This is a genomic window from Microcoleus sp. BR0-C5 (assembly GCF_036705045.1).
Classification (GTDB): Bacteria; Cyanobacteriota; Cyanobacteriia; order Cyanobacteriales; family Microcoleaceae; genus Microcoleus.
This window is the reverse complement of record NZ_JAUBTR010000003.1, coordinates 91,394-105,745: the sequence shown is the minus strand read 5'-3', so window position 1 is coordinate 105,745 and position 14,352 is coordinate 91,394. Positions and strand designations below refer to the sequence as shown.

Here is a 14,352-nt window from a genome sequence, read left to right as displayed (position 1 = left end):
GTGTAGGTGCTTAAGGGCGTAAGTCACCGCTAGAATTATGGTCTAAAATATTTCTTTATTGTGGCTAATTTTTAAAACCATCTGTAGATAATAATTCACTCAAGCGCCCTCTAGCAGTGTAAACAGATTCAACAAACCCGCCTCCCATCAACGATATAACCCGCTAGTGACATTTTGTAAAAGGTGATTGAAAAAATCAATAAATAAAGTAAAATTATGAAGGATCATCGATTAGTAAAAATCAGCCGATATCTCAGCAAACACCTGCGTCACGCGCCCTCGCGCATCGGCATTGAACTCGCTCCAGGTGGCTGGGTTCCTGTTAGCGCACTCCTCGATGCGTGCCAAAAAAATAACTTTCCAGTTCTGCAAGCTGAACTCAAACAAGTAGTCGTGCAAAACGACAAGCAGCGCTTTTCATTTGACTCCACAGGCACTCTAATTCGTGCCAACCAAGGGCACAGCGTAGAGGTTGACTTGCAGTTAGAACCCGCTGTTCCCCCAGATATTTTATATCACGGAACAGGTAGCACTGCAGTGGAGTCTATTCTCAGTCAAGGAATTAAGAAAATGTCGAGGCATCATGTTCATTTGTCCGTGAATATCCAGACGGCGCGCCAAGTAGGTGCAAGACATGGCATCCCGGCAGTCTTGACTGTAGATGCCGCAGCAATGCAACGCGACGGTCATACATTTTACTGCTCGGAAAACAAAGTTTGGTTAGTAGATTTTGTGCCGCCAGCTTATCTCAAAATAAGTTGATAATTTTCCTTTTATTTGTAGAATGTGTGCCACAAAAAATGTAAAATAAGAGTAAGTAGGACTTTGGCAAAATGAGTGCGGAAAATATGGGCGATCGCGAAAACAATTATCATCAAAATAATTCTCAAAATAGAGGTCTGCTAGGCTCTGGTTGGCGACCTTTTTATCGTAAATTTGATTGGGAACACCTGGTACATTTAGCGTCTAGCGACCCCCAAGAACTAGCTCAAAAAACTTTAGGGGCAGCTAGCGATATTGCCGACGCAATGGGACGACACCAATATACTTGGTGGGCAAATATTTTAAATGTATTTTCGGAAAATACTCGCTACGAAATTGATGAATTTTGGGATTACATTACTCCGCAGCCAGTTTACCCGGATTACCGCTACAAAGACGTTTTAGTTACCGAAACGCCTGTGGTGCAATTGGTCAGCCGCGCTAGCATTCCCATCGACTACGTTCTCAACAAACTCCAAGAAATTACTGTTTTCAAAGTTCTGGATTTGCTAGGGAAACCGGATGCAATTACCCAGTCTTTTATGGAGCGACATTTTTCTTATCCCCCGGAGCGGTTTGTTAGCTGGGAACGCTTGGAAGTTTTGGGTACTGTTTATGCTTCTTGGGCTCGATTCGGCTGCTGGCTGCAAATTGACAGCTACGATAGGGGAAGACGCTGCTACACTCTGATTTGCCAAGATATTGCGCCGCTCGTTAGCAAGGCAACTTATAATTTAGCGGTGATTCTGGGCGGGTACAAAAGCCGCGTCGGACAGGTTCACAGTCAGTTCCCAATTCGCACGTTTTCTGCGGAGGTTCAAAGTTTTACTGATACAGTTCAGCAGGCAATTTTGGATCAAAATCAGTTGGCTGTTTTGGTTAGTGGCGAACCGGGAACGGGAAAAACTGCTTGGACGCAAGCGGTAGCAAAGGAAATTTTAGTGCCGCTGGGTTATGTGATTTTTATCTTAGACCACGATGCTGTGGAAAATTTTGTGCCACCGAGTTATTTAGAGCGGATTTGTATTATTATCAATGAGGCTGATAATTTGGCTCAAGATCGATCGACTGCAGAGGCACAACGCACTAACAAAACTGAACACATTTTGAGTTTGCTGGATGGCACTTTGTATCAAAGCGTCATCGACGAACACGGCATTCAATTTCAGCAAAAACTCGTAGTTTTGATGACTTGTAACACGACGGAAAGATTAGATCCTGCAATGTTACGGAAAGGGAGAGTGGATTTTACCAGTGAATTTACGCACAAATTTGTTTGAGCGCTCTCTTGCATTCTCAAGCTATCTGGCGATCGCACTGGCTACACGATCTAATACTATGTTCGATTTGGGATTTTCAATTAAAAAATTGGGAATGACTGATGAAGCTCATGGTTTGGATCGCGGGCGGACAGTTGCATTCTTTTGGGAGCTTGTATAAAATATCCCACAATTACCAGGAAATCTTCTGACTCTCAAAGTTTGGGGGAAACTTTTTTGAGTACCTATAGACCATTAGTGTCAAGAATCGCCTAAAACCCTTTTTATCTCTCGTTTTTTGCCTAGTCTGGCTGCCCTCCTGCGCCCCGGAATAGTGGGGGGACACAACAGAGCACTCCCGTCCCCTCCGACTATTATTCGGGGGGCGCTGGCGCGATATATGCCTAATCGTCAAACGGCAACCTGGCACTAGCTTTGGTCTTAAATTGACACTAATGCCTATAGACATATCCCCATCAAAAATGATATCAATGATGGGTGATACCCTCTAAGGGTATCGTCCGAGAGAGCAAATCAGGGGAAAACAGCATTTTTGGTCTCAAACAGAATTTTTCAAACTTGACAGTTATGGAGGAAATCCCAAACCGTGCAAACTAAGCCAGTTCAGCAAAAAAGTCAGGGACTGGGAAGGTACGTTGACGGGACTTTCCCGATCGCCCAACAACCCGCAGAGGCAACCGTGTCGGAGAGTAAAGACAGATTTCGGCGGTTTGTGGAGCGCTCCGCCGAGGCCGTGGCAATGGTAGATTGTGAAATGCGCTATCTGTCGGTTTCTCGTCGCTGGGAAACAGATTGCGGGTTGGGCGACGGCGAGGTCATCGGCCGATCTCATTGGGAACTGTTCCCGAATCTCCCGGAATATTGGGAGCAAAATGCCCAGGCTTGTTTGACGGGAGTTTTGGAATACAGCGAGTTTGTGGCAGGGCGATCGATCGCATCTGTATCAGGAAAAACCGCAAGTTGCTCTGTCAGCGAGTCGGTAAGATGGGTATTTCAACCTTGGAAAAATAGCGAAGGTGCGATCGGCGGTTTGATTTTGTTTGCATCTAAGATAGCTGAGGCTCCCCCTCAAACCAATTGCTATAATAAATTTCAGTCCGAGGTCAAAAGAAAGCAGTTAGAAACAATACCACAACTAACTCAAATTGCCCTCGAAAATGCTGCTGATACAATCTTTTTTAGTACCTCAGACGGTCAAATTTGCTACGCGAACAAAGCCGCTTGCCATCTTTTCGGCTACTCGGAATCGGAACTGCTAAACATGAGGGTTAGCGACATCGATTCGCATTTGCCAGCATCGGATTGGCGAGAACACTGGGCTCAACTCAAGCAGGAAACCAACCTCACTTTTGAAACCAGTTACAAAACCAAAGACGGCGCCAGTTTTTCGGTCGAAGTTAAAGTTAATTATTTAGAATACGGCGGCTGCGAATACCGCTGCGCGATCGCCCGCGACATTTCCGCTCGCCTCGCAGCAGAATCAGCGCTCGTAGAGGCAAAAGAGCAACTTCAAGCGGTTTTAGACGCCGTGCCCGGATTAGTTTCTTGGGTAAGTTCCGATTTGCGCTACTTGGGAGTAAACCGACATTTAGCTAGCGCTTACAAAATGCCGGCAGAACTATTTATCGGTCAAAAAGTAGGTTTTTTAGATACAAGTCCCAAATTTAACGATTTAGTCTACGATTTCTTTGCCAACCATAAAAAGAAGACATCTCAAGAAGTAACAGCGAGCATTAGAGGAGAAAATAAAACTTATCTAATTGTCGCTCAAAAATACCATAACAGTACGGCGGCGGTATTTGTGGGATTGGATATTACCGAAAGCAAACAGTCTCTTTTGGCTTTGCAAGAATCAGAAGAACGCCTGCGACAACAAGCGGCTAAATTAGAGCAGACGCTGTTAATTTTGCAGCAAACTCAAACTCAACTGATTCAAACAGAAAAGATGTCATCCCTGGGGCAGTTGGTAGCAGGAATAGCGCACGAAATTAACAATCCAGTTAGTTTTATTTCCGGCAATGTCAGCCACGCCACCGGCTACATTCAAGAACTGCTGCGAACGATCGACCTTTACCAAAAGTATTATCCCCATCCCGTGCGGGAAATTCAAGATTTGATAGAAGAATTAGACTTAGACTTCATCAAAAAAGACTTGCCAAAACTGCTAAATTCTATGAAAGTAGGTTCGGAAAGGATTCGCGATGTCGTGCGATCGCTCCGCTTGTTTTCGCGTACCGACGAAGCCCAAATGAAGCCTGCTGATATCCACGAAGGTTTGGACAGCACTTTGCTAATCTTGCAAAATCGACTGCAAGCTAAAGGGGGACGGCCGGGGATTTCTCTAGTTAAAGAGTACGGGGATTTGCCGCGAGTTCACTGCTATGCGGGACACTTAAACCAAGTGTTCATGCACTTGTTGACAAATGCGATCGACGCTTTGGAAGAAGGGGGGAGAAATGCCGAAAAGTATGGTAAAATTCAAAATCAGTCTTACTTGTCTTCAGCCAGGTCGAAGTCTGAAAAATTCAATCCCGAAATTCGGATTCGGACTTCCGTGGTAGGGGAAAACGAAGTTGCGATCGCCATTAGTGACAACGGCCCTGGCATGACTGAAGAAGTCCTAGACTGCATCTTTGACCCTTTGTTTACCACTAAATGTCCAGACACGAGCACAGGTTTGGGTCTAGCAATATCCCAGCATTTAGTAGTAGAAAAGCACGGTGGTAAATTGCACTGTGTTTCGCGTCCGGGAGAGGGAACTGAGTTGATAATTAAAATTGCGATCGGCAACGATTAATTAGCTATTTACAAATAGGAAGTAAGATGGTAATTGAGTGGCTAAAATTTAAAGTACCTCAAGAAAAGTGGGAGCAATTTATTCAGCGAGATCAGGAAGTTTGGACGGCGGGACTAAAAAGTTTGGACGGTTTTTTAGGCAAAGAAATTTGGGTAGATCCGGTGGAAAATGAGGTGGTGATGTTGATTCGCTGGGAAACTAGGGAGAAGTGGAAGTCGGTTCCACAAAGCACAATAGATGAGTTGGATGCTCAAATGGGGGATTTGCACATTGCGATCGCCGAAAGTCGCGAATATCAAGTTCGCAAGTTTTTACATTAGTTAGTCAGCAGTCAGTTGATAGTGTTAATTTTTGAAAGATTAATCATGCGTTTTACCTTGATTGTACCGCAGACATCGATTTGGTATTTGGTGTCAAGGGCGATCGTGGTACAATCATCGTACTATTTGGTATTTGCTGTGAAGGGCGATCGGGCCACCCCTTGCTTTCCACCTATGCAAGCACAGATAACCTGGACACTTTCGGATCTGATTTGTTGTGTTGTGTGCGCTACCTAGACAGTGACAGACTTGGCAATTTTTGCCAGCAATCGCAACGCTTCATTGACAGAAGCTGAGTCTCGAAATATTTCTGCTACGTCTGGATCGAGAATCACAACATTACTTGATTTCATATAGGCTTCATAGTATTTGCCACGGACACCACCTGAAAAATCATATTCAGGTCTCATCTCGTCATTAATTGTTACTTCAGGTTCCTGACTCATAGCTTTTTCTCTCTTGTCGGGTGGCTAAACGGGCGCTGATTAAACGCACTTCACCTTCTCGTTCTGTATGGGACACAACAAAAAGGCGCTGTAAATTTGACTGACCGATCGTTAAAAGACGGAACTCACCTACAGAGTGGTTAGGGTCAGAAATTGTAATAGCCAGTGGATCTCCGAAGACAGTGACAGCTTCTTCAAAAGACACACCATGCTTTTTGGCATTACTACTCGCTTTGCTTGAGTCCCACTGAAACTTCATAGATATATTCTACTCTCAAGCAGAAGAGGGAGGTTGGCAATTGCCTAGCTTACTGCTGTATTTTACTATTTAGGGCAACATGGCGAAAATCAAAAATGTCAATGTGACTGACTTCTAGAAACTCATAGACTCTGAGGAATGTTGAACTGCTGCTGTAGCGCTGTCATAGCTGTCTCCGCTGGAATACCTTCACCTCGACCGAAGCTTTCGAGTCCTTTGCGAGTGCCGATGATAGCTTCGAGGTAGTCGATACGTTCTAGCAGTTGTTCGTAGGTATTGATTTGGGGGTTTGGAGTGGATTTGAGCGATCGTACCAAACTGAGAATATCCGCAAGTAGTTCGTCAGGGGTGCTATCGATTTCTTGGATGAGGAGTTCTTTGATGGTCATCGCGGCATCTGGTGGAGGTTTGATGCTTTGATTATAACGAATGTCGATCGCTATGAGTTTTGATGGGCGATCGTTGTTGGTAGAATCATCGCAGTGTTGGGTATTTGGTGTGAGGGGCGAGATCCTTCCCATTCAATAGCACCTATACCATCCGTCAAGATACTGGTACAGGTGAACAGCTTTGAGGTAAACTAGAATTGCTCGAAGTTTCTGGAATCTGACTAGGAAACAATGAAACTGATCTCGCATATCGGAACAGATAGTATATTGCTTAAACAATTCATTTTTCCCTTGGGGAAACCTCAAAAGCTAACTCGTGACGAAAAAAACAGACATTAAACTCCGAGAAAAAGTTGAGGTGTCCAAGAATTACAGGTGCATCTGTCGAACGAGTCCAAGCGAATGCAAGCAAAAGCGGTGAAAACTGAGTAACTTTACCCGAAAGCACTAATCCCCGCCCCTCACTGTGAGCCAAATTCCCGCTCAATTGAATAGGAACAGTTTGCTGTTCCCATGTTGCCCCTAGTTGTAGACCAATCTGATAAGGCAAAACGTTGACACTTGCACCCGTATCCAACAATGCCATCACTTCTACGGAGTTGTTGCCGTTGGAGAGAGTGATGGGCAAATATGGCATGATACTCGATCGCCCAAGGCTATCAATGCGCTCGATAAATGGAAATCGCTGACTATTAAGCATGAGCTGATTCTTGGGCGGCAAGTAGAAGTTCTGATAATGCTTGAACTGATTCCATATCTGCCTGTGGAGACCATACAACTGCATCGGTTGATGCTAGTTGATTCAGGAGTACATTTTCTGAATTAGTATCTTCAGCAGGTTCTAGGCTGCATCCTTCTTCCTTAGCAACTGCAAGTAGGAGAAAGTGAATGAGTCGCAGTTTATCTTGATGAGATAATTGACCGACGGCGGGTAAAAGCTCACTGAGAGGCATATCGCTTGTTTAAGATGACATACATTTATTTTAGCCTTTAAACTCGCGTTTTAATGGCGATCGCTCTTGATGCGCGATCGGGCGATCGCTACCCGTACAATCATCGCAGTGTTTGGTATTTGGTGTGAGGGGCGATCGCTCTTTGATTTTATGCTCTCACTCAGCAGAAACAATAAAGGGCGATCGATCTTGATGGGCGAAGGGCGATCGCACTTATAGTCAGTCGTCTTTGAGCGGTTGAGCTTCTGCCTCAACCCAACCACGGACAAATTCGATTGGAATGTTTAATGGTGCGAACAGTTGTTTCAGGCTTTCAATTCCACCCTCTTTAAAAGCATTACGGAGTCGATCGCGGAAAGTAGGGTTGCGTTTAATTTCTTCGCAAACAGCACGTTCAATATCTCCTGGATAAGTGTGTTGCAGTTGATTCAACAACTGTTGAATCTCGGCAGCAGATTCAGAGATAGAAGGTTTCCGATTAAAATTATTTGTTTCGTTGATTGTCGCGTCAACCCCCACAGCAATGTTTCTTCCTGTCAGAGAGCCACCATTCATAATTATCCCTTCATTATGTTCACTCATTGTTAACTCCTAAATTTGTCATCCTAGGTAAATATTGCACAATTCAAATACTTGCCCTGGTTCCAATTGATTCATTTTCTGTCATTATCTGTTCCGTCAGTAGGTCCTGCTTTGTTCCCTTTTCTTTTAATCTGTAATATTAATTTGGCTCTTTTTCCTACAGCGATGTTTTCGGCCTGGAGAGAACCACCATCAACGATTATACCGTGATTTAATATAGTTGAACTTGCATTTTTGAAGTCGGAGGTGTCTATATTCTTGCTATCCAAAAATTTTGACAAACCATCTACAATCCTGCGTTCAATGATTTTCAAATACATTTCTTGATCGAGCTTCTGAAAAAATTTTTGATATTCCTCTTGACTCACCCTTTCACGCAAGCTAGAGATCGCTCCATAATTAAAGGTAGGATTAGATTTGATTTCTTTTTCTTTCTTCTTTTTTCGGTTTCTTTTTTTTCGATATTCACTGAAATCTAAATTATCAATAGATATTAGTAATCTACAAATAGATATTAGTGCAGATATACTCAATAAAAATGTTTGGAATGCAGACCTCCAAGCAAGTTTTAGAATATCTGCCTTAGATGGTTCAGATTTGATATCATCATACTGACGGTAGTATGACCTTAAAGGTGTGAGCAAGTAATAATTTGCCTCTATAAATAAATTTTCTCCAATTTTTGACAATCTGAGAAAAATTGACAAAATGATTTCGCCCTTCCAGTCAGTCACTCGCAGACATCTATAATGGCGAATAGAATCAGTGGGATTCTCAATAAAAAATCGAATTAAATGATCCTCAACTCTAGTATTTGGTCGCATCATATCTTGAGGTAAAAAAATTTTCCCCTCGCGAAGTTCTTGCCCATTCCCATTAATGTACAAATTATCTTCAATACTCAAATTGTCTAATCCCAGGTTTTGGATGGAATCAGTTATGTAGTCATATAGCTCACTGACTGCGAAGTCTATAGGTTGCTTTGTGTGTATACGTTTTTCTTTCCCTTTCTTAATATCTACAGCAAATGACCACCCATTAATATTTAATCCAGAGCCAACGAAGGGTGAAAATCCACCGTATATAATGACATTAGCATCTTGGCTTTCAGATATTTCTTTTAGCTTCTGTTCTTGTTCTGGGCTAACTTGTTGTGAACGTATAAACTCAGGATTAAAATTCTTTTTTAATAAATATTTTCCTACTATTTTATAACGACTTTCGCTTTCGTAGGAAAATACTATTATCCATGCCAGCGAATAAATAATCAGACAGCAAATATATAAATTGAGCTGGAAAAACAATCCCAATAGAAATAAACATGGCAAGAAAATATATAAACGATTGTTTCGTTCATTTCTCCTTGTCTTAGCCAAAAGACAGCTCTTAATTACAGTGGGAATATCGACCCCATGACAAATACCTATAACCGTATAATCTTCCTCAAGAAATTCTTCGAGAATTTGATCGCAGAATTTTTCATCGATTTGAACTGCTGCACAGAGATAGCGCGTCGATTCCGTCATTCTTCGTTCCATGTTTCCTAGATCCTTAGATTCAACTAAGGAGATATACACAACTTATCCCCCCCATCAGAAACTTTGTCTAGCCAAAAACGTTCAATTTTGTACCTATATATACCTCCCTATAGACTCCATTCAACTTACTTCTGTACACAAATGTGGAAAAATGTATTAAACTGTTCTTAAATGTGAGCTATAATACAAAAAAATTACCTCTCCCGGCCCCCATGAATCTGAAAGAAGCCTTAAACCTCGCCGATCGCATAATCTTCGAGAAAACGGGTCAACACCTTGATGATTTACAAGCAGCGGTACTGAAAGGAACTCTACAACGCGAGACATACAAGCACATAGCCAAAGACTTTGACTGTTCGGAAAGTAGTGTTCGGAAAGTGGGATCGGAATTATGGCAGATACTTTCAGAAGAGTTGGGAGAAGATATCAGTAAATCAAATTTACGATCGGCTATTCAAAGGTTTCAAGTCTCTAATGTTTCAAGCTTTACACAAAACGTCATCGAACAACACATCAGTGGTAATTTTAATACCTGTGGAGAAGGAAGACACCCCCCAGATATATCAACGTCACATCCAGATAATAACGAAACATCTAACCCAAAACCAACTAAAACTTTACATCAAGATTTAAGCGAAATGCCGGAGTTGGGCAATTTCTTCGATCGCACTTCCTCACTCCACACCCTCACCACCTGGATTCTACAACAAAACTGTCGCCTCATCACCCTCACCGGTATCAGCGGCATCGGCAAAACATCCCTAGCAGTACAACTCGTACAACAAATCAAAGACGAGTTTGAATACGCAGCTTGGTTCACACTAGACGAACTCTCCACCATCGATAAATTTCAATCTAACCTAACACAGCTTTTTTACCAGTCAGAAAAACAAGATTCATCCCCAACAAACCAGAAACCCTTACCGCTGATTAAATATTTACAAAACCATCGCTGTTTAATAGTCTTAGATGACATTCACAACCTTTTCTGTAGCGACGAATTGGCAGGAAAGTATAAACCAGAATACGAAGAATATCGCTCCCTATTCAAACAAATAGAGAAATTATCCCATCAAAGTTGCTTTCTGCTAGTTGGTTGGGAACCGCCGAAAGAAGTTCCTCAACTCACCAGCGAAAATACTCCAATTCGTACCTTACAACTCACTGGTTTAGATACCGCAGCCGCAGGGGAAATCCTCAGAGATAAAGGATTAGCAGAAATCGATAACTGCGAAGCACTCATTCACCGCTACCAAGGCAACCCGTTATGGTTAAAAAGCGTGGCAACTCTGATTCTAGAGTTGGGAATCGGCGCGACCGAGTTATTAATAGATGATACCATATTGTTGCCCGAAGATTTGAAAGATGTTTTACAGCAGCAGTACGATCGCACTTCCGAACTAGAAAAACAAGTTATGTCCTTGTTGGCGACAGAAAACCAGCCAGTCAACGTCGCCAAATTGCTACAAAACGGACAAATATCATCATCAAATTTGCTAAACGCATTGCAATCTCTATCGCGGCGCGGCTTGATCGAAAAACAGGAAAGTCTTTACACTTTGTCACCTGTACTGAAGCAATATATCAAAACTCGACGATCGCACTTAACAAACATCGACAATGAATAAACATTTCAAACAACACCGCTTGTCAACTCTTGTTTCCTCAAATTCGGCAACAATGCCAAAACATCCAAATACCACCACCAACGCTGAGGTGTAATCTCCTCAAATTTGCGCTTCTGGGTTAAATCCACAAATCTCGACAACTCCTCATAAAACTCCTTTGCTTGTTCAACTAACCGTCGATCGGCATTTGCTAATAAACCTTTCTCTTCCTCACTCAGTTGAGATTCAACTTTTGCCAACTCATCTCTAAGTTGCAACATTTCTAAATGTTCAGCCCCACTCACATCAGGAAATTCAACCATTACACAATAGTTTTTTACCAAAGTATTCATAACAAATCCTTAACTAAACCTACATAAATAAACATTGAATTAGCCAGGTAGCTTTCCGGTTCCTTTGGAGGAAAAGCCGTTTCTAAAACTCCATCCAAGCCCATCATTACCAGCCATATTGTGTTGTTTACACTGCTGGTAACTGTCGGATAAAACATTTCTCCGTAGACATACACATAAACTTTAGCATCAGCATCCCTGACAATTAAACTGATAACTCCATTATATTCTTCAAGGGTCGCATCCGGCCCTAAATGACCTAAATTAATCCTTTTGAGTAAATGAGACATTGCTTTTCCTGGTTTCCAGAAAATTCCGTCTCTCACCCGCTCAATTGCCTGCACAATCTCTAATTGCCTACCTTCATCAAAACTCAACTTTAACCTTACCTGATAAAAACTGAACTGCAAATAAACATATCATAGCCTATTGAGCATTACCCCAAAAATTATAAAACCTAAGACTGTGCTATCATAGAATACAAAACTTATTAAATCGACTTCTATGACCACAATAACTACAATCACAACAGCCTCGCAACTCGCTGATTACTACATCTGGTTCGCGAATGATGTAGGTTCCTACCTCAGCAACCACAAGCTACAAAAACTCTTGTACTATGCCCAAGCATGGTATTTAGCTTTTGAAGATACACCGCTGTTTGATGAAGATTTTGAAGCTTGGGTGCACGGGCCGACTATCCCGGCTTTATTTTACGAATACAAAGAACAATTTGACTGGAAGCCAATTCTGAAAGAAGTCGAAAAACCCGAGTTTCCCAAAGAAGTACAAGAGTTTTTAGACGAGTTATCCGACGAATATTTCTTTTGCGATGCCTATGAGTTAGAATTGATGGTGCGCCGCGAACATCCTTGGATTAATGCTAGAGGTGATTTGCCAAAAGATGAACCTTCTCATGCTATTATTACCAAGGAATCAATGAGAGAATTTTACAAAAGCCGTGTCATTGAAGAAAATTAAGAAGGCAGATATACGCCGGCAGCAATCTTTATCTAACATCAATCGTCTTGATGTAAAAATACCGGAAGGAATTAGTTTTTCCTTCAGGTATTATCAGGATGATAAAGATAAATTTTAAATTGGCGGTAGAGATGCTAAGTATCTAGCGTCTTTACTGAGAAGGCTGCGCGATTTGTCACAATTGAACGCTCAAGAAATTATCAACAATCAAAGTAAAAGCCTGCGCTGTCATGGAATTATCTGGCTAACTACAACTGAGCCTAATGGTTTCGGGATTCCCAATGAAGAAATTTTAATCAATATTCCCTACCACTTTCAAATATCTGCTAATGAGTATGGTAGGGTGCATGGCTTTTTTAGTGAAAATGTTTTTTATATTGTCTGGCTAGACCCAGAACACAATCTTTACAGTTGAAATTATGATAAATTACCCACGGTCACGACACGGCAGTGCCGTTTCCCTACAACATAATTGGGTGATAGTTACGTCTCTCGCGATCGATTATTTTGAATTAGGGAAACTGCATTGCCGTGTCCTCTGTTGCTCGGATTAAAGAAACCGGGTTTTTTACGCTCATCTGTGGCTGCGACGAAGTATTCTCGCAAAAAACCCGGTTTCTGGGCCCCATGCGTAAGTCCTAATTTTAAGTTAAGAAAACTTTGCATAGAGAGCTGAAATAAAATTAACGCTTAAAAAGCCTACTCCTAGTACGAGAATGATAAAGATGGCGATACTGAAAATAGACTTTAGCCGATCGCCAATTCCGGGTTTTTCTGAGTTCATTGGTCAATTTTTGCAGTAAATTGGAGAGGGGCAATTGAGAAAGAGTAGATTATACCAACGGGCGCACAAAAAGGCAACTCCCGACAAGCTCCCAACCACGATCGTCCTGGGTAAGTCGCATTTTTTTAACTTTTAATCTAAAATCTAAAATCTAAAATCGTCTTAGGCATTTTTCGGTGAGCCTGGGCAGCCCGAAGTCGATCGCCCGAACCCGATCGCGCTAACTCCTGTAAAATAGAGGGCGCGTTGGGGCGAACCTTTTAACAGCCGGAATTGGGCGCGATCGTCACAGGCTCCCAAATACATAATAATATGTCAATCATCCTTAACTTACTCACAAAGGTAAAAATAGAAGAGTTTCAAGAAATAATCTAAAACATATAACTGAAAAAAGGATAGAAATCGATGCTCCACCCAATCTCGCAACCTTACCAACAACGAGCAAATACTATGACCCAAAGAGCCGTGCGGAAGCCAAAACCCTCTGTTGCAAACCACTTGAGACCAACTTTTCCTCAAAGGCACTGGTTGGAGCTGGCAGAGTACGCCTCTCTGGCGGCCTCTGGTGTGGGTTCCCTGGCGGTGGCAGTGTCGGGTCAAGCTTTTTACGGGGTGGCTCCCCTAACTTTGGCTTTGTCGCTGAATGTGGCTAACCGGTATCGGTTCGAGCAGCAAGTGCGAGTGCATCAAAATTCGGAAATGGCTCAAGTCCAAAAGTCTGTCAATAAAGTCGAAAAAACGGCCGTGACGGTAATTGTTAAATTACGCAAGCAGTTGTCAGCAGATATTGCAGCGCTGCGCCAGCAAATGGCTGCACTGCCTAGGGCTGAGGGCTTTGAAGAGTCGATCGATATTCAGCGGCAGTTACTGAGTTTAGGAGAGTCGGTAGCTTCTTTGCAAGAAATCGTGGCGTCTGCTGTGCTCGATGTCCGCCAGCAGGTGAGCGAACAACTGCAAGATTTATCGGTTGGCCAACGGGCGAATCTCCAAGCTGTGGAACAGGCTATAGAGCAACTGCAAAGCGCCACGCAAGGCTTGGCAGAAACTTCTATCAGCCGAGACGACTGGGAAGTAGTAAATACTCGATTTTTGGAAATCCAGAAAGTCATGGCCAATTTGCAAAGCCAACTGCAAGCTCCCGCACACCAATCGACTGCAGATTTGTCGATTGTCCAAGCTCAAATCCACCGTTTGGAACACGAGCAGCAAGAAGTTGTCAAACCTCACCTCAAGCGCTTAATCTCAGTTGTCAAGGAGTTGCAGCACACACCAGAGAACCGTCAGTAGTCAGCAGTCATTAG

The 14,352-nt window shown here is 42.6% G+C and carries 20 protein-coding genes; 9 read left to right on the top strand and 11 right to left on the bottom strand.

Features of this window, described 5'->3' with window-relative positions; genetic code table 11:
- Window positions 1–216 precede the first annotated feature (216 nt).
- The 4 genes from QUB08_RS02295 (at window position 217) to QUB08_RS02280 (ending at window position 5,159) form a co-directional block, all read left to right on the top strand.
- Window positions 217–762, top strand: coding sequence for an RNA 2'-phosphotransferase (locus QUB08_RS02295; protein ID WP_333223118.1), 546 nt, complete (start codon window positions 217–219; stop codon window positions 760–762).
- A 71-nt stretch (window positions 763–833) separates the two neighbouring features.
- Window positions 834–2,042, top strand: coding sequence for an AAA family ATPase (locus tag QUB08_RS02290; protein WP_333223116.1), 1,209 nt, complete (start codon window positions 834–836; stop codon window positions 2,040–2,042).
- Window positions 2,043–2,628: 586 nt separating this feature from the next.
- A complete protein-coding gene (locus tag QUB08_RS02285) occupies window positions 2,629–4,839 on the top strand; it encodes a PAS domain S-box protein (protein WP_333223114.1) in 2,211 nt (736 codons plus the stop codon).
- A gap of 26 nt (window positions 4,840–4,865) precedes the next feature.
- A complete protein-coding gene (locus QUB08_RS02280) occupies window positions 4,866–5,159 on the top strand; it encodes a TIGR03792 family protein (RefSeq protein WP_333223112.1) in 294 nt (97 codons plus the stop codon).
- Window positions 5,160–5,392: 233 nt separating this feature from the next.
- Here the strand turns inward: QUB08_RS02280 and QUB08_RS02275 are convergent, their stop codons facing one another.
- The 5 genes from QUB08_RS02275 to QUB08_RS02255 form a co-directional block, all read right to left on the bottom strand.
- Window positions 5,393–5,605 carry a hypothetical protein gene (locus QUB08_RS02275; RefSeq protein ID WP_106147613.1) on the bottom strand — a complete coding sequence of 71 codons (213 nt, stop codon included), beginning with the start codon at window positions 5,603–5,605 and terminating at the stop codon, window positions 5,393–5,395.
- Window positions 5,589–5,864 (bottom strand): BrnT family toxin, encoded by a 276-nt coding sequence (locus QUB08_RS02270; protein WP_333223110.1) that lies wholly within the window; start codon window positions 5,862–5,864, stop codon window positions 5,589–5,591. The genes QUB08_RS02275 and QUB08_RS02270 overlap by 17 nt, the downstream gene beginning before the upstream one ends.
- A gap of 122 nt (window positions 5,865–5,986) precedes the next feature.
- Entirely contained in the window at window positions 5,987–6,385 is a 399-nt protein-coding gene (locus QUB08_RS02265) for a hypothetical protein (protein ID WP_333223108.1), read from the bottom strand.
- 148 nt (window positions 6,386–6,533) lie between these two features.
- Window positions 6,534–6,953, bottom strand: coding sequence for a hypothetical protein (locus QUB08_RS02260; RefSeq protein WP_333223106.1), 420 nt, complete (start codon window positions 6,951–6,953; stop codon window positions 6,534–6,536).
- Window positions 6,946–7,206: a hypothetical protein gene (locus tag QUB08_RS02255; RefSeq protein ID WP_333223104.1), complete on the bottom strand. Its 261-nt coding sequence runs from the start codon at window positions 7,204–7,206 to the stop codon at window positions 6,946–6,948. The genes QUB08_RS02260 and QUB08_RS02255 overlap by 8 nt, the downstream gene beginning before the upstream one ends.
- Window positions 7,207–7,272: 66 nt before the next feature.
- Between QUB08_RS02255 and QUB08_RS02250 the strand changes: the two genes are divergently transcribed.
- A complete protein-coding gene (locus tag QUB08_RS02250) occupies window positions 7,273–7,425 on the top strand; it encodes a hypothetical protein (protein WP_333223102.1) in 153 nt (50 codons plus the stop codon).
- Here QUB08_RS02250 and QUB08_RS02245 read toward each other — a convergent pair whose 3' ends face one another.
- Both QUB08_RS02245 and QUB08_RS02240 read right to left on the bottom strand, forming a co-directional pair.
- Window positions 7,426–7,788: a hypothetical protein gene (locus QUB08_RS02245; protein ID WP_333223100.1), complete on the bottom strand. Its 363-nt coding sequence runs from the start codon at window positions 7,786–7,788 to the stop codon at window positions 7,426–7,428.
- A 71-nt stretch (window positions 7,789–7,859) separates the two neighbouring features.
- Entirely contained in the window at window positions 7,860–9,365 is a 1,506-nt protein-coding gene (locus tag QUB08_RS02240; RefSeq protein WP_333223098.1) for a hypothetical protein, read from the bottom strand.
- Between the two features lie 173 nt (window positions 9,366–9,538).
- Between QUB08_RS02240 and QUB08_RS02235 the strand changes: the two genes are divergently transcribed.
- Window positions 9,539–10,954 carry an NB-ARC domain-containing protein gene (locus QUB08_RS02235; RefSeq protein WP_333223096.1) on the top strand — a complete coding sequence of 472 codons (1,416 nt, stop codon included), beginning with the start codon at window positions 9,539–9,541 and terminating at the stop codon, window positions 10,952–10,954.
- Between the two features lie 5 nt (window positions 10,955–10,959).
- Here QUB08_RS02235 and QUB08_RS02230 read toward each other — a convergent pair whose 3' ends face one another.
- Both QUB08_RS02230 and QUB08_RS02225 read right to left on the bottom strand, forming a co-directional pair.
- Window positions 10,960–11,286, bottom strand: a complete 327-nt coding sequence (locus QUB08_RS02230) for a hypothetical protein (RefSeq protein ID WP_333223094.1) — start codon at window positions 11,284–11,286, stop codon at window positions 10,960–10,962.
- The gene (locus tag QUB08_RS02225; protein WP_333223092.1) at window positions 11,283–11,696 is read right to left on the bottom strand and encodes a hypothetical protein; all 414 of its coding nucleotides are present in this window, start codon (window positions 11,694–11,696) and stop codon (window positions 11,283–11,285) included. Before QUB08_RS02225 ends, QUB08_RS02230 begins: the two co-directional genes overlap by 4 nt.
- A gap of 94 nt (window positions 11,697–11,790) precedes the next feature.
- On the opposite strand from QUB08_RS02225, the gene QUB08_RS02220 reads away from it, so the two are divergent.
- Together QUB08_RS02220 and QUB08_RS02215 are read left to right on the top strand one after the other, a co-directional pair.
- Entirely contained in the window at window positions 11,791–12,267 is a 477-nt protein-coding gene (locus tag QUB08_RS02220; protein ID WP_333223090.1) for a type II toxin-antitoxin system antitoxin SocA domain-containing protein, read from the top strand.
- 172 nt (window positions 12,268–12,439) lie between these two features.
- Window positions 12,440–12,682 (top strand): hypothetical protein, encoded by a 243-nt coding sequence (locus QUB08_RS02215; RefSeq protein WP_333223088.1) that lies wholly within the window; start codon window positions 12,440–12,442, stop codon window positions 12,680–12,682.
- Between the two features lie 234 nt (window positions 12,683–12,916).
- On the opposite strand, the gene QUB08_RS02210 is transcribed toward QUB08_RS02215, so the two are convergent.
- Together QUB08_RS02210 and QUB08_RS02205 are read right to left on the bottom strand one after the other, a co-directional pair.
- On the bottom strand, window positions 12,917–13,051 hold the full coding sequence (locus QUB08_RS02210; RefSeq protein ID WP_333098282.1) for a hypothetical protein: 135 nt from the start codon (window positions 13,049–13,051) through the stop codon (window positions 12,917–12,919).
- Window positions 13,052–13,213: 162 nt separating this feature from the next.
- A complete protein-coding gene (locus tag QUB08_RS02205) occupies window positions 13,214–13,357 on the bottom strand; it encodes a hypothetical protein (protein WP_333223086.1) in 144 nt (47 codons plus the stop codon).
- 144 nt (window positions 13,358–13,501) lie between these two features.
- On the opposite strand from QUB08_RS02205, the gene QUB08_RS02200 reads away from it, so the two are divergent.
- Complete coding sequence (locus tag QUB08_RS02200; protein WP_333223085.1) at window positions 13,502–14,338, top strand: hypothetical protein; 837 nt, start codon at window positions 13,502–13,504, stop codon at window positions 14,336–14,338.
- Window positions 14,339–14,352 lie beyond the last annotated feature (14 nt).